Source organism: Micromonospora sp. WMMD712 (genome assembly GCF_029581295.1).
Taxonomy (GTDB): Bacteria; Actinomycetota; Actinomycetes; order Mycobacteriales; family Micromonosporaceae; genus Micromonospora; species Micromonospora carbonacea.
Genome location: NZ_CP120743.1, coordinates 2,304,838 through 2,327,163, shown reverse-complemented (window position 1 = coordinate 2,327,163; position 22,326 = coordinate 2,304,838). Strand labels below are relative to the sequence as shown.

The window sequence follows — 22,326 nt, the reverse complement described above, 5'->3', positions numbered from 1 at the left end:
CGTTAACAAGGGGCCCTTTCTTACCCCAGCCCCCCGCGCAGGTAGCGCTGGACGGTGGGGCCCACCGCCGCGACCAGGGTCTCCGCCGGGGCGGAGGCGACCGGCTCCAGCCGCACGACGTGCCGCATGAGGGCCAGCCCGACCAGCTGGCTGGCCACCAGCGACCCGCGCAGCGGCAGCTCGGCCGGGTCGACGTCGAGGTGCTGGAGGATCCGGCGCAGCACCTGGGTGACCAGGAACTCCCGCAGCAGCCGGGCCGTCCACTCGTTGCTCACGGCCGAGCGCAGCAGGGCCACCGCGGCGACGCCGGCCGGGGAGTCCCAGACGCCGAGGAAGGTGCGCACCAGCCGCTCGCCGACGCCGTCGGGGTCGCCGGCCAGCACCCGGGGCAGCAGCTCGCCCGGGTCGAGCGGGGCGCCCATCGCGGCCAGGAAGAGCTGGTCCTTGCCGCCGAAGTAGTGGTGCACCAGCGCCGGGTCGACCCCGGCCGCGGCGGCGATCGACCGGATCGAGGACGCGTCGAAGCCCCGCTCGGCGAACGCGGCGCGCGCCGCGTCGAGGATCGCCCCGCGGGTGCCCGGGTTGCCGGGCCGCCGGCCGGTGCGTCGCGGCGTCGCCATCGTCCCGCCCCGCCCGCGCGTCAGCCGCTGCGGCGGCGCAGGGTGGCCGCGGCCAGCGCCAACGCCAGCACCGCCGCCCCGGCCACCACCCCGAGGTCGCGCCACATGGTGGCCGTCGGCTCGGCGTGCGTGCCGACCTCCTGCAACGCCTCGACGGCGTACGACAGGGGGAGCGCGTCGCTGACCGCCTGCAACCAGCCGGCCATCTCGTCGCGGGCGACGAACAGCCCGCACAGCAGCAGCTGGGGGATCACCACGACGGGCATGAACTGCACGGCCTGGAACTCGGTGCGCGCGAAGGCGCTGCAGAGCAGGCCGAGGGCGACGCCGAGCACCGCGTCGACCACGGCGATCGCGATCACCAGGGCGCTGCTGCCGGCGGTGGTCAGCCCGAACACCCGGTAGGCCACCCCGGCGGCGATCGCGGCCTGGCCGGCGGCGGCGAGGCCGAACGCGATGCCGTAGCCGAAGAGCAGGTCGAGCCGGCCCAGCGGGGTGGTGAGCAGCCGTTCCAGGGTGCCGGAGGTGCGCTCGCGCAGCATCGCGATGCTGGTCACCAGGAACATGATCACGAAGGGGAAGACGCCGAGCATCACCAGGGCCACCCGGTCGAACATGCTCGGCTGGCCGGGCGGGGTGGGCTGGTCGGCGTACATGTAGTAGACGAGGGTGAGCAGCAGGGCCGGCACCAGCACGAGCAGGGCGACGGTGCGCCGGTCGTGCCGCAGCTGGCGCAGGACGCGGCCGGTGGTGGCGGTCAGGATGCGCGCGTTCACGCCGCCGCCCCCTCGCCGGCCGCCCGCCCGGTGCCGCCGGCCGGTGTGCCGCCGGCCGGTCCGGCGGCCGCCTCGCTGGCCCGGATCAGCCGCAGGAACGCCTCGTCGAGGTCGTCGACCCCGGCGGCGGCGCGGACCGCGTCGGGGGTGTCGTCGGCGACGAGCCGGCCCTCGCGGATCAGCAGCAGCCGGTCGCAGCGGGCCGCCTCGTCCATCACGTGACTGGACACCAGCAGGGTCGTCCCGGCGGCGGCGAGGGCGTGGAACCGGGCCCACAGGTCGGCCCGCAGCACCGGGTCCTGCCCGACCGTCGGCTCGTCGAGCACGACCAGCTCCGGCTCGCCGACGAGGGCGCAGGCCAGCGACGCCCGGCTGCGCTGCCCGCCGGAGAGGGCGCCGACGAGCTGGCCGGCGGCCCCGGCCAGCCCGACGTCGGCCACGGCGCGGTCCGCCTCGGCCCGGCCCCGGCCGTGCAGGGCGGCGAAGTAGCGGGCGTTCTCGGCGACGGTGAGGTCGGCGTAGACGCTGGGCGCCTGGGTCAGGTAGCCGACCCGGCTGCGCAGCGCGGGGGAACCCGCCGGTCGGCCGAGGGCGGTCACCGAGCCCGAGCGGACCGTCTGCACGCCGACCACGGCCCGCATGAGGGTGGTCTTGCCGCTGCCGCTGGGCCCGAGCAGGCCGGTGACGGCCCCGCGCGGCACCGCGCAGGTCACGCCGTGCAGCACCCGGCGTCGGCCCCGGTCCACGACCAGGTCGCGGACCGCGATCGCATGGTCCATCGCCACTCCCCTGAGAAGGAATTCATCACCCGATGAACTCCACGGTAGGCGAGGGAGGGCGCCGTCCGCAACGGGCCGCCGCCGGAGCGTCCGCGACGGCGGCGGCGAAAGGTACCCCGGGGCAGGAAAGAGAACCCTCGGGCACTAGCCTTCGGACCGGGCGTCAGCCTTCCGACCGGACAGCCCGTCCGGCATCGGGCATTGCGCCCCGATCGGGCGTACGGCACGATGGCGCGGTGGGTCACGCTGCGTCACCGGAAAGTGGATTCTTCGACGACTGGGCCGCCCGGTTGCGGCAGGCGGCCGAGCGCCCCGTCGTCGGCATCCTGCTGCGGGGCAGCCACGCCCGCCGGGCCGCCACGGCGCACAGCGACGTCGACCTCGACGTGCTGGTCACCGACGCGCCGCCGCCCCGCCCGGCCGGGCCGCCGATCAACGCCCCGTACGCCGCCCGCCGCGCCTACCTGGCCGAGAACGGCGGCCGGCTCACCCACGTCTCGGTGGCGGTCCGCGACGTCCGCTCCTGGCTGGAGCGGCTCGCCCAGCCGGCCGAGTGGGCGTTCGGGCTGCCGGTCACCGCGCCGATCCGGCTGCTCTGGGCCGACGAGCGGTGGCGGGCCCGCATCGACCTGCCGGTGCTCTGCCAGCCCGCCGACGAGCCGCGGCTGGAGGAGCTGATCGCCACGCTCGGTAAGGTCGCCGGGGCCCGGGCCCGGGGCGACCACCTCGGCGTCCGGCTGGCCGCCGCCGACCTGGCCCGGCTCTGCCCGTCCGTGCTGCGGCTGGCCAACCCGTCGGTGCGGGTGGTGTCCCGCCGGGCGGCGTTCGCCGCCGCCCTCGACCTGCCGGTCGCCCCGCCCGGATACCGCGACGACATGCTGCTCTGCCTCGGCGTGCGCCCCGGCTCCGTCGGCCAGCTCTGGGCCGCCGCCGGGCGGCTGGTCACCGGCACCGTCCCGCTGGTCCGCCCGTACGCCGAGGAGATCGCCGCCGGCGCCGGCGCGGACCTCGCCGAGGCGCTGTCCGACGGGCGGCTGGACCGCTACCTCGCGCAGCTCACCGGCGGGCCCGGGCCGGCGCGGGCCTGCGTGCCGGGCCCGACCCCCCTCGCCCGGCGGGAGCCGTCGCCGGTGCCCGCGCCGCGTGCGGGAGAATGGGTGACTGTGCCCGTACCTGACGCGCCGGTGACCGGCGCCAACGCCCGCAAGACCCCGGCGGCGACGCCCGGCCCGGCCCGCCCGTCCCGGCTCGACCCGGCCGTCGCCGCGCGGCTGCGCCGCACCCCCGACGGCCTGGTGGCCGCCGTGGTGCGCCAGCACGACACGGGCGAGGTGCTGATGGTCGCCTGGATGGACGACGAGGCGCTGCACCGCACCCTCACCACCGGGCTGGCGACCTACTGGTCGCGCAGCCGGCAGGAGTACTGGGTCAAGGGGGCCACCTCCGGCCACCTCCAGCACGTCCGCTCGGTCGCGCTGGACTGCGACGGCGACGCGCTGCTGGTCAGCGTCGACCAGGTCGGCGCGGCCTGCCACACCGGCGAGCGCACCTGCTTCTTCACCGAGCTGCCGGTCACCACCAGCGGGGGGCCCGCATGACCGACGGCGTCGTCAGCCCCGACCAGGCCACCTTCGCCGACCTGGCGGCCCGCTGGCGGGTCGTCCCGGTCACCCGGCGGCTGCTCGCCGACGCGGAGACCCCGGTGGGCGTCTACCGCAAGCTGGCCGGCGGCCCGGGCACGTTCCTGCTGGAGTCCGCCGAGCAGGGGGCCGGCTCGGCGGGGATGGCCTGGTCGCGGTACTCGTTCATCGGGGTGCGCAGCAGCGCCACCCTCACCGAGCGCGACGGCGCGGCGTGCTGGACCGGCCAGCCGCCGGCCGGGCTGCCCGCCGGCGGCGACCCGGTGCGGGTGCTGCGCGAGACCGTCGAGGCCCTCGCCGGCCCGGCCTGGGACCCGGCCAGCGGCATGCCGCCGCTGACCGGCGGCATGGTCGGCTACCTGGGATACGACCTGGTCCGCCGCTTCGAGCGGCTGCCCGAGCTGACCGAGGACGACCTCGGCCTGCCCGAGCTGGGCATGATGCTCGCCACCGACCTGGTGGTCCTCGACCACTACGACGGCTCGGCGATCCTGATCGCCAACGCGGTGCTGCCGCCGGCCGACGAGCCGGACCGGGACGCCCTGGTCGCCGCGGCCTACCACCACGCGGTGGGGCGGCTGGACGCGATGACCACGGCGCTGTCCCGGCCCATCCCGCCGATGATCTCCACGGTCGACCGGCCGGCCGTCGGCGACGTGGTCAGCCGCACCGACCCGGGCGGCTACCCGAAGGCCGTCGAGGCGGCCAAGGAGGCGATCCGGGCCGGGGAGTGCTTCCAGATCGTGCTGGCCCAGCGCTTCGAGCGGCCCACCGACGCCGACCCGCTGGACGTCTACCGGGTGCTGCGCACCACCAACCCGAGCCCGTACATGTACCTGCTGCGCTTCGACGGCTTCGACGTCGTCGGCTCGTCGCCGGAGGCGCACCTGAAGGTCAACGCCGGCGCTGACGGTCGACGCCGCGCGCTGCTGCACCCGATCGCCGGCACCCGCCCGCGCGGCGGCACGCCGGACGCCGACGCCCGGCTCGCCGCCGAGCTGCTCGCCGACCCGAAGGAGCGCTCCGAGCACGTCATGCTCGTCGACCTGGGCCGCAACGACCTGGGCCGGGTCTGCCGCCCGGGCACGGTGGAGGTGCCGGAGTTCGCCACCATCGAGCGCTACAGCCACGTCATGCACATCGTCTCGACCGTGGTCGGCGAGCTGCGCCCGGAGCAGACGGCGTTCGACGCGCTGGCCGCGACCTTCCCCGCCGGGACCCTGTCCGGCGCGCCGAAGGTCCGGGCCATGGAGATCATCGAGGAGCTGGAGCCGGTCCGGCGCGGCCTCTACGGCGGCACGGTCGGCTACTTCGGCTTCGGCGGTGACCTGGACATGGCGATCGCCATCCGCACCGCGCTGATCCGCGACGGCCGCGCGTACGTGCAGGCCGGCGCGGGGGTGGTGGCCGACTCCGACCCGGCCGCCGAGGACCGGGAGACCCGCGACAAGGCCGCCGCCGTGCTCGCCGCCATCGCCGCCGCCGAGACGCTGCGGCCCGCCCGGTGAGCGCGGCGGTGCGGCCCGTCGCGGCACCGGGCGGAGGGTGGCCGCGGTGACAGCGCCGGCGACCGGCGGGGAGACCTCCGGGGCCGGCGCGCCGGCCGCGCGGGCGCGCCGCGAGCTGACGTACGCCGTGCTGCTCTGCCTGGCCGGCGCGGGCCTGGCGCTGTGGGCCTCGACCCGGACCTGGGCGGTGGAGCTGGCCGCCCGGCCGGCGCCGCTGCCCCCGGTGCGCGCGGCCCGCACCGGGGCGGGCCTGCTGCCCTGGCTGCCCGCGCTCGCGGTGGTCGGGCTGGCCGGGGGCGGGGCGGTGCTGGCCACCCGGGGGGTGCCGCGCCGGCTGGTCGGCGTCCTGCTGCTGGCGCTCGGCGTGGCCGTGGCTGCCGGCGGCGGCTACGGCCTGGTGGCCGCGTTCGACGGCACGGTGAGCCGGCAGTGGCCGGCGTTCTGCCTGGTCGGGGGCCTGCTCGCCGCCCTCGGCGGCGGCGGTGTCGCGCTGCGCGGCGGGGGCTGGCCGGCGATGGGGGCGCGCTACGAGCGCCCGGCCCGGCCCGGCGTCGGCCCTGCCCCGGCGGAGCCCGCCGCGGCGGGCCCGGTGGCCGGGCGGCGGACCACCGAGGCGTGGGACGCGCTGGACCGGGGCGAGGACCCGACGGCCGACTGACCGGCGCACCGTTCGCCCGGCGAATGGACCGCCCGGCGCACCGGACGCCCGGCGAACGGACTGACCGGCGAGCCGGACGCCCGGCGAAGGGGCTGACCCGCGAACCGGCCGACCGGCGACCTCGCGGCCTGGTCCGGCCGGCGGAGCCGGCGGCCGGGGTCAGCCGACCGGCTGGCGGTCCGGCGTCGCGGCGCGGGCGGCGGCCAGCTCGGCCACCAGCCGGTTCAGCTCGGCGCGCTGGTCGGCGCGGGCCCGGTCGGCGCAGACGGCCTCCCAGGCGTTGCCGCGCGCGGTGCGCACCCGGGCGTCGCCCACGACGGCCCGCTCCAGGGTGTGCACCACCCCGACGGCCAGCGACGCCACGGTGCGGGAGATGGTGGTCAGTCCGATGGTCGGGTTGGGCCCGGCAGTGCTCATCTGGTCACCCCACACGAGATCGTTCCGACGGCGCGGGCGGCGGCTCGCCGCGACCGCCCGATGGGCCGTGGGCAGGCCCCTCGTCGAGTCTGCCCGAGTCCCACGGTGCCCGGTTCACGTTTCGCCGTGGTCACCGCCACGTCAACTGTCCGCCGGGTCCGGCCACCTGGGCAGGGCCGTTCAGCCTTGAGCTTCGTCACAACATCGACCGGCGTGCGCGCGGCCGCGCCGCCGGTGGGCGCGCGGGCCGCCGGCCGGTCGCGCCGGTGTCGACGGGCGACGTGCGCCCGGCGCGCCGCCGACGGACAATGATCCGATGAAGATGGGCGATCATCGATGGCCTGGCGGGCGGTGGCGTCACCGCGATCGATGTGTCAGGTCGCGCTCGGTGATCCACCGTTCACCGGAAGTCGGCCATTATGCCGCAGCCCATCTCGTGAGGCGCGCCATACCCCCGGCACGTGCTGCCAGGTGGCGCCCCCTAGCATCGGCCCATGACACCCGGAGAGGGGAGTCCGTTGGTGACTGCTGAGCATGCGCACGCGGAGGGGGACGGGGCCGGTCCGGCGGCGTCCGGAAGCGTCCTCGACGAGATCCTGGCCGGCGTCCGCGAGGACGTCGCCCGACGGCAGGAGCAGGTTCCGCTGGAGCGGATCCGTGAGCTCGCCGCCGCCGCGCCGCCACCGCTGGACGCGTACGCGGCCCTGCGCCGCCCCGGCGTGGCGGTGATCGCCGAGGTGAAGCGCTCGTCGCCGTCCAAGGGCCAGATCGCCGAGATCGCCGACCCGGCCGTTCTCGCCGCCGACTACGCCGCCGGGGGCGCGCGGGCCATCAGCGTGCTCACCGAGGGGCGCTGGTTCGGCGGCTCGCTGGACGACCTGGCCGCCGTCCGGGCCGCGGTCAAGGTGCCCGTGCTGCGCAAGGACTTCGTCGTCTCCAGCTACCAGGTGCACGAGGCCCGCGCGCACGGCGCGGACCTGGTCCTGCTGATCGTGGCCGCGCTGGAGCAGAACGCGCTGGTCGGGCTGCTGGAGCGGATCGAGTCCCTCGGCATGTGCGCGCTGGTCGAGGTGCACACCGAGGAGGAGGCCGACCGGGCCATGGAGGCCGGCGCGCAGGTGATCGGGGTCAACGCCCGCGACCTGCGTACCCTGGAGGTCGACCGGTCGGTGTTCGAGCGGATCGCCCCCGGCCTGCCCAGCAACGTCGTCAAGATCGCCGAGTCCGGCGTGCGCGGCCCGCACGACCTGATCCGGTACGCCTCGGCCGGCGCCGACGCCGTGCTGGTCGGCGAGGGCCTGGTCACCCAGTCCAGCCCCCGCGAGGCGGTGGCCGCCCTGGTCAACGCCGGCAACCACCCGGCGACGCCCCGTCCGGCGCGCTGAGCCGCGCCGGGCTCCCGCCCGGCGCGCCGAGCAACCCGGGGCGAGAAGTCAGCAGCGAGAGGACACCGCCATGAGCGCCACCGAACCGGCCCCGGCCGGTCAGCTCCCCGACGCCGCCGGTCACTTCGGCCGGTTCGGCGGCCGGTTCGTCCCGGAGGCGCTCGTCGCGGCGCTCGACGAGCTCGACGCCGCCTACCGCAAGGCGATGTCCGACGAGTCGTTCCGCGCCGAGTTCGACGCGTTGCTGCGCGACTACGCGGGCACCCCCTCGCTGCTCTACCCGGCGCACCGGTTCTCCGCCCAGATCGGCGCGCGGGTGCTGCTCAAGCGCGAGGACCTCAACCACACCGGCGCCCACAAGGTGCGCAACGTGCTCGGCCAGGCGCTGCTGACCAAGCGGATGGGCAAGCGGCGGGTGATCGCCGAGACCGGCGCCGGCCAGCACGGCGTGGCCACCGCGACGGCCGCCGCCCTGTTCGACCTCGAATGCGTGGTCTACATGGGCGAGGTCGACACCGAGCGGCAGGCGCTCAACGTGGCCCGGATGCGGATGCTCGGCGCCACCGTCGTCCCGGTCACCACCGGCTCGCGTACCCTCAAGGACGCGATGAACGAGGCGATGCGGGACTGGGTCGCCAACGTCGACGAGACGCACTACCTCATCGGCACGGCCGCCGGGCCGCACCCGTTCCCCGAGCTGGTCCGGGACTTCGTGCGGGGCATCGGCGTCGAGGCCCGCGCGCAGTGCCTGGAGGCGACCGGCGCGCTGCCCGACGCCGTCGCGGCCTGCGTCGGCGGCGGCTCCAACGCGTTGGGCATCTTCCACGCCTTCGTGCCCGACGAGGGCGTGCGGCTCTACGGCTTCGAGGCCGGCGGGGAGGGCGTGGACACCGACCGGCACGCGGCCAGCATCACCGGCGGCACCTCCGGGGTGCTGCACGGCGCGCGCACCTACGTGCTCCAGAACGCCGACGGGCAGACCATCGAGTCGCACTCCATCTCGGCCGGTCTGGACTACCCGGGCGTCGGGCCGGAGCACGCGTGGCTGCACGACAGCGGCCGGGCGAACTACCTGCCGGTGACCGACGCCGAGGCGATGGCCGCGTTCGAGCTGCTCTGCCGCACCGAGGGGATCATCCCGGCGATCGAGAGCGCGCACGCCCTCGCCGGCGCGCGCAAGATCGCCCCGGGGCTCGCCGCCGAGCTGGGCCGGGAGCCGGTCATCCTGGTCAACCTCTCCGGCCGCGGCGACAAGGACGTGCACACCGCCGGCGAATACTTCGGCATCCTCGACAAGGAGCAGTGACTCGTGAGCCGCATCGGGGTCGCGTTCGACAAGGCCCGGGCCGACGGGCGGGCCGTGCTGGTGGGCTGCATGCCGGCCGGCTTCCCGACCGTCGAGGGCAGCATCGCGGCCATGAAGGCGATGGTCTCCGCCGGCGTGGACGTCATCGAGCTGGAGATCCCCTACTCCGACCCGGTGATGGACGGCCCGGTCATCCAGAAGGCCAGCGACATCGCCCTGGCCGGCGGCGTGCGCACCGCGGACGCGCTGCGCATCGTCGAGGCGGTCGCGGCCACCGGCGCGCCGGTGGTCACCATGACCTACTGGAACCCCATCGAGCAGTACGGCGTCGACGCGTTCGCCCGGGACCTCGCGGCGGCCGGCGGCACGGGCCTGATCACCCCCGACCTGATCCCCGACGAGGCCGACGAGTGGCTGGCGGCCTCGGACGCGCACGGCCTGGACCGCACCTTCCTGGTCTCCCCGTCGTCGACGGACGCGCGGCTGCGGATGACCGCGGAGCACTGCCGGGGCTTCGTCTACGCCACCGCCATCATGGGCGTCACCGGCGCCCGGTCGCAGACCTCGGAGGCCGCGCCGATCCTGGTCTCCCGGCTGCGCGAGGTGACCGATCTGCCGGTCGGCGTCGGGCTCGGCGTCGGCACGGGCGCGCAGGCCGGCACCGTCGCCGGGTACGCCGACGGCGTGATCGTCGGCAGCGCCCTGATCCGCTGCCTGCTCGACGCGCCCGACCCGGCCGCCGGCCTGACCGCCCTGCGGGCGCTGAGCGCCGAGCTGGCCGAGGGCGTCCGCCACCCGCAGCGCTGACCCGCCCCGCCCAGCGCCGCCCCGCCCGCCCTCCGCCGCGCCGCTCCGCCCCGCCCGGCTCGCCGCCACCCCACCCCCACCCCCGCCGCCACCCCACCCCCACCCCCGCCTCCGCCCTCCGCCGCCCCGCCCGGCACCGCTCGCGCGCGCCGTGCGGGGTGAGAAGGGGACCCTTCTCGACCCCAGGCGTTAACAAGGGGCCCTTCCTTGCACCCGGCCCGGGGTGCCGCCGGGGCGGTGGGCGGCGGTAGCGTGTGCAACCGTGACCCTCGTCTCCACGATCCCCCAGGCGGTCCTGCCGAGCCCCAGCACGGCCGTCTGGCAGCTCGGCCCGCTGCCGCTGCGGGCGTACGCGCTCTGCATCATCGCCGGCATCGCGGTGGCCTGCGTGGTGACCGAGCGCCGGCTGCGCCAGCGCGGCGTCGCCCCCGGCGCGGTGCTCGACATCGCCGTCTGGGCGGTGCCGACCGGCATCATCGGCGCCCGGATCTACCACGTGATCACCTCGCCGGAGAAATACTTCGGCGCGGGCGGCGAGCCGCTCAAGGCGTTCGCCATCTGGGAGGGCGGCCTCGGCATCTGGGGCGCGGTGGCGGGTGGGGCGCTCGGCGCGTGGCTCGCGGCCCGCCAGCTCGGCATCCCGTTCGCGGTGGTGGCCGACGCGCTCGCCCCGGGGCTGCCGCTCGCGCAGGCCGTCGGCCGGGTGGGCAACTGGTTCAACAACGAGCTCTACGGCGGCCTGACGACCCTGCCGTGGGGGTTGCAGGTGCACGACATGGATCCCCGCAACCCGGGCCACGCCAAGGTCGTCGACGGCGAGCCGGTGCTGCTGCCGGGGCTCTACCATCCGGCGTTCCTCTACGAGGCGCTGTGGAACGTCGGCGTCGCCGCGCTGGTCCTCGTCCTCGACCGGCGGCTGCGCCTGGGCCGGGGGCGGGCGTTCGCGCTCTACGTCATGGGCTACACGGCCGGCCGGTTCTGGATCGAGCTGATGCGCACCGACGAGGCCAACCACATCCTCGGCCTCCGGCTCAACGTCTGGACGGCCGCGCTGGTCTTCGTCGGGGCGCTGGTCTACTTCCTGCGCGTGCGCGGGCCCCGGGAATACCTCGTCCCGTTGGGCGGCCCCGCCCCGGCTCCGGTCCCGACGACCGGGGGCGACGTGTCCCAGGTCGACCTGTCCGAGCGGGAGGCCGGCGCGCGGGCAGCCGCCCCGGCGGGTTACCGGGTGGTGAGCGAGGAGCAGTTCCGCGCGTACGAGGAGACCGGGGCCGTCCCCGACGACCCCACCGCGACCGGCGACGCCGACGGTGGGGCGGCCGGGCCCGACGGGGCGGGCGACGAGGCGGCCGGGGCCACCGGCTCCCGCGCCGCCGACCGCGAGAGCTGAGCGGGAGGGCCGGCATGCGTACCGCGGTGGTGGTCGGCGCCGGCATCGGCGGCCTGGCGGTCGCCGGCGCGCTGGCCCGGTCCGGCTGGCAGGTCACCCTCCTGGAGCGCGCCGACCGGGTCCGCCCGGACCCGACGGCCGTCGTGCTCTGGCCCAACGGGGTACGCGCGCTGCGCGCCCTCGACCTCGGCGCGGGGCTCGACGCGATCGCCACGCCGCTGCCCGACGGCGGCGTGCGCCGCCCCGACGGGCAGTGGCTGGTGCAGCCCCGCCCCACCCCGGCCGACCGGATGCCCGTCGTGGTGCACCGGGAGGACCTGCACGACGCGCTGATCGCCGGCCTCGGCGAGCGGGTGGAGCTGCGCACCGGCGTGTCGGTGCGCACGGTGCGGGCCGAGCCGGGCCAGCGCCCGTCGGTCGGCGACGGCCGGCAGCGCTTCGAGGCCGACCTGGTCGTCGCGGCCGACGGCACCGACAGCGAGATCCGCCGGCAGCTGGCCCCCGAGTCCCGGGTGGTCAGCTCCGGCTGCGCCGCCTGGCGGGCGGTGATCCCCTGGTACCGCGCGCCCCGGCTGCCGGCCGACGCGCCCGTGGGCGGGGAGACGCTGGGGGCCGGGTACCGCTTCGTGGCCGTCTCGCTGGGCGAGCGCGGCTCGTCGGGCGCGTCGAGCCGGGGCGGCATCTACTGGGTGGCCACCGCTGCGGGCGCGCCCCGCCCGGAGCCGCCGGAGACCCAGCTCACCCTGCTGCGCCGCTGGTACGCCGGCTGGCCCGCGCCGGTCGGCGAGCTGCTCGACGCCACCGACCCGGCCGACCTGGTGCAGCAGGAGATCCGCGAGCTGCGCCCGCTGCCCCGCTCGTACGGCTTCCCGGCCGGGCCGGGCGGGGTGGTGCTGCTCGGCGACGCCGCGCACGCCATGCCCCCGCACCTCGGCCAGGGCACGTGCCTCGCCTTCGAGGACGCCGCGACCCTCGCCTCGCTGCTGCGCGAGTCGCGCCTGCCGGACGCGGTCGCCGCGTACGACCGGCTTCGCCGGCCCCGCGCGGCGACGGTGGTGCGGCAGACCCGCCGGATGTCGGCGGTGCTCCAGGCGCGGGGCCGGCTCGCCCTGCGGGCGCGCGACGCCGCCCTCGGCGCGATCAGTCCCCGCCTGCTCTCCGGCGCGGCGGCCTCCGCCGCGCAGTGGCGTCCCCCGTCCTGACGGCCCAGGGCCGGCGCGGCCCGACGGCGCGCCCCCGCCGGCCGGCCCGGCGTCAGATGATCGCGGCGGGCTCGGCGATGCAGGCGGTGCCGATCCGGCGGAAGCCGACCCGCACGTAGACGCGGGCGATGTCCTCGCTGCCGGCGGAGAGGAAGACCAGGTCGGTGCCGGCGGCGCGCAGCGCGTGGGCGAGGGCGGCGGTGACCGCCGCGCCGAGCCCCCGGCGGCGGGCGGCCGGCAGGGTCGCCACCCCGGCGATCTCGGCGGTGTCGCCGACCCGCATCGCCATCCCGCTGGCCAGCGCCCCCTCGCCGGGGGCCTCGGCGAGCGCGGACAGCCGTCGGCCGTCGGCGATGCGCGCCCGCTCCTCCTCCAGCGCGGCCACGTCCAGCTCGGTGATCGCCGCGTCCCGCTGCGCCGGGCCGGCGTCGCCCCGGGCGGTGCCCGCGGCGGCGAAGCCCACGACGGCGACCGCCCGGCGGGCGGCCACGTCGGCGGCGAGGCCGGGGGAGGCCGCGTCGAGCAGGCGCACCGGCACGGCGGCGAAGCCGCCCGGGTCGGCCAGGGCGGCCGGGTCGAGGACCATCAGCGGGGCCTCCAGGACGGTCAGCCCGGCCGCGCGGGCCACCGCGAGCAGGTCCGGGTTGCGCTCGTGCACCCACTCGAACGCCTCCGGCAGGCCGAGTTCCCGCTGCCGCTGGCGCACTGCGGTAATGTCGGCCACGGAGGGCGGCCCGGCGGCGTCGAGGCGGGGCCGCGCGTAGAACGGCCATCCCTCGCCTTCCCGGACGAACAGGACGAGGGGGCCGTGCTCCTCCGCGCGGGCCACGTCGCGGGGCACGGCGTCGTAGAACCGCTCCAGCCGGTCGAACGTCTCGGTCGTCTCAGCGCGTACGTGATCCACCGCGCGAGACTACCTTCCCAGGATCTGGAAGTGTGATCAATCTGAACTGGCCTTGCGCGCCCACCCCTAACGTAGACTCAATAGACCCATAAGGGCCGACGTCGTCCCGACCATGATCCAACCTGAGTGACGACAGGAGGCCCGGTGGCCTTTCCGTACCCTCTCAGCCAGCAGTCGGCCCCGCCCGCGGCCGGGCTGTACGACCCCGCGCACGAGCACGACGCGTGCGGGGTGGCGTTCGTGGCGGACCTGTACGGCCGGCGCTCCCACTCGGTCGTCGCCAACGGTCTCGGCGCGCTGCTCCGGCTGGACCACCGGGGCGCCCGGGGCGCGGAGCACAACACCGGCGACGGCGCGGGCATCATGATCCAGGTGCCGGACGCTTTCCTGCGCGAGGTCGTCGACTTCCCGTTGCCGCCCGCCGGGGAATACGCCACCGGCCTGGTCTTCCTGCCGACCGACGACGACGCGGAGGCGCGCGCCCGCCGGGTGCTGGAGAAGTACGCCCTGGTCGAGGGCGCCGAGGTCCTCGGCTGGCGGGACGTGCCCACCGACCCGAGCGGCCTCGGCGAGACCGCCCTGGCGGCGATGCCCCGGGTGCGGCAGGTCTTCCTGGCCGCCCGCCGGCTCACCGACACCCCCGCCGGCCCGGCCGGCTCGCCGCTGTCCGGCCTCGACCTGGACCGGGTGGCGTTCTGCGTCCGCAAGCAGGCCGAGCGGGAGACCGCCGAGCGGGGCGTGCCGGCCTACTTCCCGTCGCTGTCCTGCCGGACCATGGTGTTCAAGGGGATGCTCACCCCCGACCAGCTCCCCGAGTTCTTCCCCGACCTGACCGACGGGCGGGTCGACAGCGCCATCGCGCTGGTGCACTCCCGGTTCTCCACCAACACGTTCCCGTCGTGGCCGCTGGCCCACCCGTACCGGATCATCGCCCACAACGGCGAGATCAACACGATCCGCGGCAACCGCAACTGGATGCAGGCCCGCGAGGCGCTGCTGCGCAGCCCGAACCTGCCCGGCAACATCCGCCGGGTGTTCCCCGTCTGCACCCCGGCGGCCTCCGACTCGGCGAACTTCGACGAGGTCCTGGAGCTGCTGCACCTGGCCGGGCGCAGCCTGCCGCACGCCGTGCTCATGATGATCCCCGAGGCGTGGGAGAACGACCCCGACATGCGCGCCGACAAGCGCGCCTTCTACCGGTTCCACGCGAGCCTGATGGAGCCGTGGGACGGGCCGGCGTCGGTCGCGTTCACCGACGGCGAGGTCGTCGGCGCGGTGCTGGACCGCAACGGGCTGCGCCCGGGGCGCTGGTGGCGTACCGCCGACGGCCTGGTGGTGCTCGGCAGCGAGGCGGGCGTGCTCGACCTCGACCCGGCCACCGTGGTCGCCAAGGGCCGGCTCCAGCCGGGCCGGATGTTCCTGGTCGACACCGTCGCCGGCCGGATCGTCTCCGACGACGAGATCAAGACCGAGCTGGCCGCCGCCCAGCCGTACGCGGAGTGGCTGCACGCCGGGCTGATCGACCTGGGCGACCTGCCGCCGCGCGAGCACATCGTCTACACCCACGACTCGGTGCGCCGCCGCCAGCAGACCTTCGGCTACACCGAGGAGGAGCTGAAGATCCTGCTCGCCCCGATGGCCCGCACCGGGGCCGAGCCGCTCGGCTCGATGGGCACCGACACCCCGATCGCCCCGCTGTCGACCCGGCCGCGGCTGCTCTACGACTACTTCCACCAGCTCTTCGCCCAGGTCACCAACCCGCCGCTGGACGCCATCCGCGAGGAGCTGGTGACCAGCCTCCAGCACACCATCGGCGCGGAGGGCAACCTGCTCGACCCGGGCCCGGCGAGCTGCCGGCAGATCGTGCTGCCCGGCCCGGTGATCGACAACGACGAGCTGGCCAAGATCCTCTCCATCGACGAGGACGGCGACCTGCCCGGCTTCAAGGCCGTGCGGGTCTCCGGGCTCTACCGGGCCCGCGACGGCGGGGCCGGGATCAAGGCCCGGCTCACCGAGATCTGCCGGCACGTCTCCGAGGCGATCGAGGACGGCGTGCGCATCCTGGTGCTGTCCGACCGCGACTCCAACGCCGACCTCGCCCCGATCCCGTCGCTGCTGCTCACCGCCGCCGTGCACCAGCACCTCGTGCGCGAGCAGACCCGCACCCAGGTGGCGCTGGTCGTCGAGTCCGGCGACTGCCGCGAGGTGCACCACGCGGCCGTGCTGATCGGCTACGGCGCGGCGGCCGTCAACCCGTACCTGGCCTTCGAGTCGGTCGAGGACATGATCGCCACCGGCGCGCTGACCGGCGTCGAGCCGGCGAAGGCGGTGCGCAACTACGTCAAGGGGCTCGGCAAGGGCGTCCTGAAGATCATGTCCAAGATGGGCATCTCGACCGTGTCGTCGTACTGCGGGGCGCAGGTGTTCGAGGCCGTCGGCCTGGACGCCCGCCTCGTCGAGCGCTACTTCCGGGGCACCCCCAGCACGATCGGCGGGGTCGACCTGCACGGCGTGCACGCCGAGGTGGCCGCCCGGCACTCGCTGGCCTGGCCGGCGCCGGGCGCGGCGGCGACCGACCGGCTGGAGGTCGGCGGCGAATACCAGTGGCGGCGCGAGGGCGAGCTGCACCTGTTCAACCCGGAGACCGTCTTCCTGCTCCAGCACGCCACCCGCAGCCGCCAGTACGACGTCTTCCGGCAGTACACGGCCAAGGTCGACGAGCTGGCCGCGAAGGCCGGGTCGCTGCGCGGGCTGTTCACCCTGCGCACCGGCGTCCGCCCGCCCGTGCCGCTGGACGAGGTCGAGCCGGCCAGCGAGATCGTCAAGCGGTTCGCCACCGGCGCGATGTCGTACGGGTCGATCTCCGCCGAGGCGCACGAGACCCTGGCCGTCGCGATGAACCGCCTCGGCGGCAAGTCCAACACCGGCGAGGGCGGCGAGGACGTCGACCGGCTGCACGACCCGGCCCGCCGCTCGTCGGTCAAGCAGATCGCCAGCGGCCGGTTCGGCGTGACCAGCGAATACCTGGTCAACGCCGACGACCTCCAGATCAAGATGGCCCAGGGCGCGAAGCCCGGCGAGGGCGGGCAACTGCCCGGCAACAAGGTGTGGCCGTGGATCGCCCGCACCCGCCACGCCACTCCCGGGGTCGGCCTGATCTCCCCGCCGCCGCACCACGACATCTACTCGATCGAGGACCTGGCGCAGCTCGTCCACGACCTCAAGTGCGTCAACCCGGCCGCCCGGGTGCACGTCAAGCTGGTCAGCGAGACCGGCGTCGGCACCGTAGCGGCCGGCGTGGCCAAGCTCAAGGCCGACGTCATCCTCATCTCCGGCCACGACGGCGGCACCGGCGCGTCCCCGCTCAACTCGCTCAAGCACGCCGGCACCCCGTGGGAGCTGGGCCTGGCCGAGGCGCAGCAGACCCTGCTGCTCAACAAGCTGCGCGACCGGGTCACCGTGCAGGTCGACGGCCAGCTCAAGACGGGCCGGGACGTGCTGGTCGCGGCGCTGCTCGGCGCGGAGGAGTTCGGCTTCGCCACCGCCCCGCTCATCGTCGAGGGCTGCGTGATGATGCGGGTCTGCCACCTCGACACCTGCCCGGTCGGCATCGCCACCCAGAACCCGGTGCTGCGCGAGCGGTTCACCGGCAAGCCGGAGTTCGTGGAGAACTTCTTCCTCTTCCTCGCCGAGGAGGTCCGGGGCTACCTCGCCGAGCTGGGCCTGCGCTCGATCGAGGAGGCGATCGGGCAGACCGAGCTGCTCGACGTCGTGCCGGCCATCGACCACTGGAAGGCCCACGGCCTCGACCTCGGCCGCGTCCTGCACCTGCCGGAGCTGCCGGCCGACGCCGCCCGGCGCGGCGTGCGGGCCCAGGAGCACGGCCTGGAGCTGGCGCTGGACAACGAGCTGATCGCCCTCGCCCAGCCGGCGCTGACCGACGGCACGCCGGTGCGGGTCGAGGTGGCGGTGCGCAACGAGCACCGCAGCGTCGGCGCGATGCTCGGCGGCGAGGTCACCCGCCGCCGCGGCGGGGCCGGCCTGCCCGCCGACACCATCGAGTTCCTGCTGCGCGGCACCGCCGGGCAGTCCTTCGGCGCGTTCCTGCCCAGCGGGGTCACCCTGCGGCTGCACGGCGACGCCAACGACTACGTCGGCAAGGGGCTCTCCGGCGGCCGGCTCGTCGTCCGCCCGGACGCCGCCGCGCCGTTCGTCGGCGGCGAGGCCGCGCCGGGGGAGCGGGCCGAGGACCAGATCATCGCCGGCAACACCATCCTGTACGGGGCCACGGCCGGCGAGGTCTTCCTGCGCGGCCGGGTCGGCGAGCGGTTCGCCGTGCGCAACTCGGGCGCGGTGGCGGTCGTCGAGGGCGTCGGCGACCACGGCTGCGAGTACATGACCGGCGGCACGGTGGTGGTGCTCGGCGAGACCGGGCGCAACTTCGCCGCCGGCATGTCCGGCGGCACCGCGTACGTGTGGCGGCTCGACGAGCGGCGGGTCAACACCGAGCTGGTCGACCTGTCCCCGCTCAGTGACGAGGAGTCCGACCGGCTGCACGAGCTGGTGCACCGGCACTTCGCCGAGACCGGCTCGGCGGTCGCCGAGGCGCTGCTGAAGCGCTGGCCGGAGGCGGTGGAGGAGTTCACCGCGGTGGTGCCCCGGGACTACCGCCGGGTGCTGGAGATCATGCGGGCCGCCGAAGCCGCCGGCCACGACGTCGACGACGCGGTGATGAGCGCGCTGAGCGCGCCGGCCGCGCCGGTGCCGCCCGCCACGCGGGTGGTCGCCCAGGAGGTGGCTCGTGCCTGACCCGAACGGTTTCCTGCGCTACGACCGGCGGCTGCCCGCGCGCCGGCCGGTGCCGGTGCGGATCACCGACTGGCGGGAGGTGTACCCGCCGGCCGGCGAGACGCTGATCCGCGAGCAGGCCACCCGCTGCATGGACTGCGGCATCCCGTTCTGCCACGACGGCTGCCCGCTGGGCAACCGCATCCCGGACTGGAACGACCTGGTCCGCACCGGCGGCTGGGACGCCGCGGTGGAGTCGCTGCACGCCACCAACAACTTCCCCGAGTTCACCGGCCGGCTCTGCCCGGCGCCCTGCGAGGCCGCGTGCGTGCTCGGCATCGGCGGCGGGCAGCCGGTCACCATCAAGCAGGTCGAGGTGGAGATCGCCGACGCGGCGGCGCGGGCCGGCCTCGCGCCGCGTCCGGCGGCGGCCCCGACCGGCCGGTCGGTCGCCGTGGTCGGCTCCGGGCCCGCCGGCCTGGCCGCGGCCCAGCAGCTCGCCCGCGCCGGCCACGCCGTGACGGTGTACGAGCGCGACGACGCGATCGGCGGGCTGCTCCGCTACGGCATCCCCGACTTCAAGCTGGAGAAGCAGCACATCGACCTGCGGCTGGCCCAGCTGGAGGCCGAGGGCGTCACGTTCCGCACCGGCGTGGACGTCGGCGTCGACGTGACCGCCGAGCAGCTGCGCGAGGCGCACGACGCGGTGCTGCTCGCCTGCGGCGCGTTGCAGGGCCGGGACACCCCGGAGACGCCGGGGCGGGCGCTGCGCGGCGTGCACCAGGCGATGGCACACCTGGTCGCCGCGAACCGCGTCGTCGCCGCCGCGGGCGAGGGCCGGCCGGCCCTCGCGGTGCTGCCCGACGGCACCCCGATCGACGCCGCCGGCAAGCACGTGGTGATCATCGGCGGCGGCGACACCGCCGCGGACTGCCTCGGCGTGGCCCACCGGCAGGGCGCGGCCGGCGTACACCAGCTCGACCTGTACCCCGAGCCGCCGCACGCCCGCGACGCCGCGCGCGACCCGTGGCCGACCTGGCCGTGGATCCTGCGCAACTACCCGGCGCACGAGGAGGGCGGCGAGCGGGTGTTCGCCGCCGCCGTGCAGGAGTTCGTGGACGACGGCACCGGCCAGGTGCGCGCCGTGCGCATCGCCGAGGTGACCGTCGAGAAGCAGGACGGCCGGCGGATCGTCACCGCGGTGCCCGGCTCGGAGCGGGAGCTGCCGGCCGACCTGGTGCTGCTGGCGATCGGCTTCGAGGGCACCGAGGAGCAGCCGCTGCTGGCGCAGTTCGGGGTGGCCCGCAACGCCCGGGGCGCGATCGACGCCCGGCCGGACTGGCAGACCGACGCCGACGGCGTCTTCGTCGCCGGGGACATGCACCGGGGCGCGTCGCTGATCGTCTGGGCGATCGCCGAGGGGCGGGCGGCGGCCGCCGCGATCCACTCCTACCTGGGCGGGGTGGGCGAACTGCCCGCCCCGGTCGACCCGGCGCGGCAGCCCCTGGCCGCCCGCTGACGGCCCCGCTCGGCGGGCCGGGACCTGGTGTCCCGGCCCGCCGGCGTGTCAGTGCAGCAGTTCGTGGGCCTCGTGGACCTTCGCCCACGACTTCGGCTTGACCGGGGCGGCCGGGGCGGCGGCGCGGGCCGCCGATCCGCCCGCCGTCAGCTCCGGGCGGCCCGTGGTGAACAGCCAGGTCGTGAACAGGGCGTCGAGGTCCTTGCCGGAGACCTGCTCGGCGAGGGCCTGGAACTGCGCGATCGTGCCGTTGCCGTGGCGGTGGGCGGCGGTCCACGCCGGCAGGATGCGGAAGAACGCCGCGTCGCCGACGGCCAGCCGGAGCTGGTGCAGGGTCATCGCGCCCCGGTCGTAGACCGCGTCGTCGAAGACGTTGTTCGCGCCCGGGTCGCCCGGCGGCACCTGCCAGAACCCGTCGTCGGCCGGGTAGCTGGCGTAGGTGAAGTCGAACCACTCCTGCGCGGTGCCCTCGCCCTGCTCCTCCGACCAGAGCCACTCGGCGTAGCTGGCGAAGCCCTCGTTGAGCCAGATCTGGCTCCAGTCGGCGACCGAGACCGAGTCGCCGAACCACTGGTGGGCGTTCTCGTGCACGACCACGTAGGTGTTCGACCCGCGCCGCCAGAAGCCCGACCCGTACACCGAGCGGGTCTGCGTCTCCAGGGCGAAGCCGATGCTGTTGGCCGGCGCGGCGACGCCGCCCTGCGCCTCGAACGGGTACGGCCCGAAGATCCCGCTCTCCCAGTCGACGATCTCGGCGGTGCGTTCGATGCTGGCCCGCGCGGCCGGTCCGAGCGAGCCCAGCGTGGTGCTGTACGCGTTGACGACCGGCAGCCCGTTCGGCGCGGTGTCGGTGACGATGTCGTAGTCCCCGATGGCGAGGAACGCGAGGTACGTCGCGCCCGGAGTGGCGCTGCGCCAGCCCCAGCGCGTCCGGTTGCCGGGCTCGGCCAGCGGGGGCCGGGGCTGCACGCCGTTGCTGACGACCTCGACGCCGGTCGGCACGGACACGGAGACGTCCCAGGTGGCCTTGTCGCTGGGGTGGTCGTTGCTCGGGTACCACCACCAGGCCGACTCGGGCTCGTTGACGGCCAGCGCCCCGTCGGTCGTCTTCGTCCAGCCGGTCCAGCCGTCGACGCGGGTCTGCGAGGGCACACCCGCGTACTGCACCACGATGGTCAGGGACTGGCCCGACACGATCGGGCGGGGCGCGGTGACCACCAGCTCGTGGGCGCCCTCGCGGGCGAAGACGGCCGAGTAGTTGTTGACCTTGACCGACTGGACGCCCAGCACGAAGTCCAGGTTGAACCGGGTGAGGTCCTGGGTGGCCCGGGCGAGGATCGTGGTGGTGCCGGAGAGCTGGTCGGTGGCGGGCTCGTAGCGCAGCCGGATGTCGTAGTGGTCGACGTCGTACCCGCCGTTGCCGTAGTCGGGGAAGTAGCTGTCGCCCAGGCCGGGGCTGCCGGGCCCGGGGGCGGCCGGGGCGGCCGCCGGCCGGCCCCAGCCCGATCGGGCGGCGGCGTGGCCGGGTGTGCCGGCCGCGACCGCGCCGGCGGTGGAGACGGTCAGGGCGGCGATGGCCGCCGCGAGAACGCGTCGCACGGAATGGACTCCCTCCGTCGGGTGTACGCCGGCCAACCTAATCGACAGATGTAAACGGGTGTGTCCCGGCGGCCGGTCCACGCCCTATTCCCTCGATGGAAATGTTTCGATAGCATTACCGACCAGTAACCACCACCCCTGGGCCACGCGCGCGGTTCCGAGGACCCACCACCCCTGCCCCCGCGGAGGTTCCCCATGCCCCACCGCCCGCTGGTCCGCGCCCTGACCGCGCTGACCGCACTGCTCGCCGCGACCCTCGGCGCGGCGGCCGCCCCCGGCGTCGCCCAGGCCGCCCAGGCCGCGAAACCCGCCCGAGCCGCCGCCGCGGTCAACTACGTGGCGCTGGGCGACTCCTACTCCTCCGGCGTCGGCGCCGGGCCGTACGACCTGTCCACCTGCCTGCGCAGCGACAAGTCGTACGCCCCGCTCTGGGCCGCCGCCCACCAGGTCGCCAGCTTCGCGTTCCCCGCCTGCGGCGGCGCGGTCACCGCCGACGTGATCAACAAGCAGGTGAACGCGCTGAGCGCCAGCACCACCCTGGTCACCATCACCATCGGCGGCAACGACGCCGGCTTCGTCGACGTCATCACGAGCTGCCGGTTCGGCAGCACCAGCACCTGCGAGGGCGCGGTGGACGAGGCCAGGGCGTTCGCCACCACCGAGCTGCCCGGCCGCCTCGACCGCACCTACGCGGCGATCCGCGCCAAGGCCCCCAACGCCCGGCTCGTGGTGCTCGGCTACCCGCGCCTGTTCGAGACGACCTCCTGCGGCGCGCTGGCGATGAGCGCCTACAAGCGCACCATCATCAACGAGGCCGCCGACCTGCTCGCCTCGATCACCGCCGGCCGGGCCGCCGCGGCCGGGGCCACCTTCGCCGACGCCCGCCCCTACTTCGCCGGACACGGCGTCTGCGCCGCCGTGCCGTGGATCCACGACGTCACCGGCGTCATCGAGGCGTACCACCCGAAGGCCGACGGCTACCGGCTGGGCTACCTGCCGGCGCTCACCGCCGTCACCGGCTGACCCCG

The 22,326-nt window shown here is 75.8% G+C and carries 17 protein-coding genes and 1 pseudogene; 12 read left to right on the top strand and 6 right to left on the bottom strand.

What is annotated here, in order from left to right:
• Positions 1-20: 20 nt before the first annotated feature.
• Genes O7633_RS09600 through O7633_RS09590 form a run of 3 tightly spaced genes read right to left on the bottom strand, consistent with a single transcriptional unit; the run spans position 21 to position 2,175 of the window.
• Positions 21-620 carry a TetR family transcriptional regulator gene (locus O7633_RS09600; RefSeq protein ID WP_278128126.1) on the bottom strand — a complete coding sequence of 200 codons (600 nt, stop codon included), beginning with the start codon at positions 618-620 and terminating at the stop codon, positions 21-23.
• Between the two features lie 20 nt (positions 621-640).
• On the bottom strand, positions 641-1,396 hold the full coding sequence (locus tag O7633_RS09595) for an ABC transporter permease (RefSeq protein WP_282327418.1): 756 nt from the start codon (positions 1,394-1,396) through the stop codon (positions 641-643).
• A complete protein-coding gene (locus tag O7633_RS09590) occupies positions 1,393-2,175 on the bottom strand; it encodes an ABC transporter ATP-binding protein (RefSeq protein ID WP_282327417.1) in 783 nt (260 codons plus the stop codon). Before O7633_RS09590 ends, O7633_RS09595 begins: the two co-directional genes overlap by 4 nt.
• Positions 2,176-2,207: 32 nt before the next feature.
• On the opposite strand from O7633_RS09590, the pseudogene O7633_RS09585 reads away from it, so the two are divergent.
• The 4 genes and pseudogenes from O7633_RS09585 to O7633_RS09570 form a co-directional block, all read left to right on the top strand.
• Positions 2,208-3,134, top strand: a pseudogene (locus tag O7633_RS09585) (hypothetical protein); the annotation flags it as partial.
• 204 nt (positions 3,135-3,338) lie between these two features.
• On the top strand, positions 3,339-3,773 hold the full coding sequence (hisI, locus tag O7633_RS09580) for a phosphoribosyl-AMP cyclohydrolase (RefSeq protein WP_246384707.1): 435 nt from the start codon (positions 3,339-3,341) through the stop codon (positions 3,771-3,773).
• Positions 3,770-5,323 (top strand): anthranilate synthase component I, encoded by a 1,554-nt coding sequence (locus tag O7633_RS09575; protein WP_282327416.1) that lies wholly within the window; start codon positions 3,770-3,772, stop codon positions 5,321-5,323. The genes hisI and O7633_RS09575 overlap by 4 nt, the downstream gene beginning before the upstream one ends.
• A 46-nt stretch (positions 5,324-5,369) precedes the next feature.
• The gene (locus O7633_RS09570) at positions 5,370-5,981 is read left to right on the top strand and encodes a Trp biosynthesis-associated membrane protein (protein ID WP_282327414.1); all 612 of its coding nucleotides are present in this window, start codon (positions 5,370-5,372) and stop codon (positions 5,979-5,981) included.
• Positions 5,982-6,140: 159 nt separating this feature from the next.
• On the opposite strand, the gene O7633_RS09565 is transcribed toward O7633_RS09570, so the two are convergent.
• Positions 6,141-6,398, bottom strand: coding sequence for a hypothetical protein (locus O7633_RS09565; RefSeq protein ID WP_178065821.1), 258 nt, complete (start codon positions 6,396-6,398; stop codon positions 6,141-6,143).
• 521 nt (positions 6,399-6,919) lie between these two features.
• Here O7633_RS09565 and trpC point away from each other — a divergent pair.
• The 5 genes from trpC (at position 6,920) to O7633_RS09540 (ending at position 12,488) form a co-directional block, all read left to right on the top strand.
• The gene (trpC, locus tag O7633_RS09560) at positions 6,920-7,783 is read left to right on the top strand and encodes an indole-3-glycerol phosphate synthase TrpC (protein WP_278128121.1); all 864 of its coding nucleotides are present in this window, start codon (positions 6,920-6,922) and stop codon (positions 7,781-7,783) included.
• Between the two features lie 70 nt (positions 7,784-7,853).
• Positions 7,854-9,089, top strand: a complete 1,236-nt coding sequence (gene trpB / locus O7633_RS09555; protein WP_282327412.1) for a tryptophan synthase subunit beta — start codon at positions 7,854-7,856, stop codon at positions 9,087-9,089.
• A 3-nt stretch (positions 9,090-9,092) separates the two neighbouring features.
• A complete protein-coding gene (gene trpA, locus O7633_RS09550) occupies positions 9,093-9,896 on the top strand; it encodes a tryptophan synthase subunit alpha (RefSeq protein ID WP_178065819.1) in 804 nt (267 codons plus the stop codon).
• Between the two features lie 262 nt (positions 9,897-10,158).
• Complete coding sequence (gene lgt, locus O7633_RS09545; protein WP_282327407.1) at positions 10,159-11,286, top strand: prolipoprotein diacylglyceryl transferase; 1,128 nt, start codon at positions 10,159-10,161, stop codon at positions 11,284-11,286.
• Positions 11,287-11,300: 14 nt separating this feature from the next.
• Positions 11,301-12,488, top strand: coding sequence for an FAD-dependent monooxygenase (locus O7633_RS09540; protein WP_282327406.1), 1,188 nt, complete (start codon positions 11,301-11,303; stop codon positions 12,486-12,488).
• A 52-nt stretch (positions 12,489-12,540) separates the two neighbouring features.
• On the opposite strand, the gene O7633_RS09535 is transcribed toward O7633_RS09540, so the two are convergent.
• Positions 12,541-13,392, bottom strand: coding sequence for a GNAT family N-acetyltransferase (locus tag O7633_RS09535; protein WP_282327405.1), 852 nt, complete (start codon positions 13,390-13,392; stop codon positions 12,541-12,543).
• A gap of 144 nt (positions 13,393-13,536) precedes the next feature.
• Between O7633_RS09535 and gltB the strand changes: the two genes are divergently transcribed.
• Positions 13,537-18,201 carry a glutamate synthase large subunit gene (gltB, locus tag O7633_RS09530; RefSeq protein WP_282327404.1) on the top strand — a complete coding sequence of 1,555 codons (4,665 nt, stop codon included), beginning with the start codon at positions 13,537-13,539 and terminating at the stop codon, positions 18,199-18,201.
• Positions 18,194-19,699 carry a glutamate synthase subunit beta gene (locus O7633_RS09525; RefSeq protein ID WP_282327403.1) on the top strand — a complete coding sequence of 502 codons (1,506 nt, stop codon included), beginning with the start codon at positions 18,194-18,196 and terminating at the stop codon, positions 19,697-19,699. The genes gltB and O7633_RS09525 overlap by 8 nt, the downstream gene beginning before the upstream one ends.
• 48 nt (positions 19,700-19,747) lie before the next feature.
• Here O7633_RS09525 and O7633_RS09520 read toward each other — a convergent pair whose 3' ends face one another.
• The gene (locus O7633_RS09520; protein WP_282327402.1) at positions 19,748-21,298 is read right to left on the bottom strand and encodes a M1 family metallopeptidase; all 1,551 of its coding nucleotides are present in this window, start codon (positions 21,296-21,298) and stop codon (positions 19,748-19,750) included.
• A gap of 195 nt (positions 21,299-21,493) precedes the next feature.
• Here O7633_RS09520 and O7633_RS09515 point away from each other — a divergent pair, with 195 nt between their 5' ends.
• On the top strand, positions 21,494-22,321 hold the full coding sequence (locus O7633_RS09515) for an SGNH/GDSL hydrolase family protein (protein ID WP_282327401.1): 828 nt from the start codon (positions 21,494-21,496) through the stop codon (positions 22,319-22,321).
• Positions 22,322-22,326: the final 5 nt, after the last annotated feature.

Bases quoted from the DNA above. Each gene is read 5' to 3' on its own strand.
- trpB (WP_282327412.1), top strand. From the start codon at position 7,854: ATGAGCGCCACCGAACCGGCCCCGGCCGGTCAGCTCCCCGACGCCGCC.
- O7633_RS09590 (WP_282327417.1), bottom strand. From the start codon at position 2,175: ATGGACCATGCGATCGCGGTCCGCGACCTGGTCGTGGACCGGGGCCGA.
- O7633_RS09540 (WP_282327406.1), top strand. From the start codon at position 11,301: ATGCGTACCGCGGTGGTGGTCGGCGCCGGCATCGGCGGCCTGGCGGTC.
- O7633_RS09600 (WP_278128126.1), bottom strand. From the start codon at position 620: ATGGCGACGCCGCGACGCACCGGCCGGCGGCCCGGCAACCCGGGCACC.
- O7633_RS09575 (WP_282327416.1), top strand. From the start codon at position 3,770: ATGACCGACGGCGTCGTCAGCCCCGACCAGGCCACCTTCGCCGACCTG.
- O7633_RS09515 (WP_282327401.1), top strand. From the start codon at position 21,494: ATGCCCCACCGCCCGCTGGTCCGCGCCCTGACCGCGCTGACCGCACTG.
- O7633_RS09565 (WP_178065821.1), bottom strand. From the start codon at position 6,398: ATGAGCACTGCCGGGCCCAACCCGACCATCGGACTGACCACCATCTCC.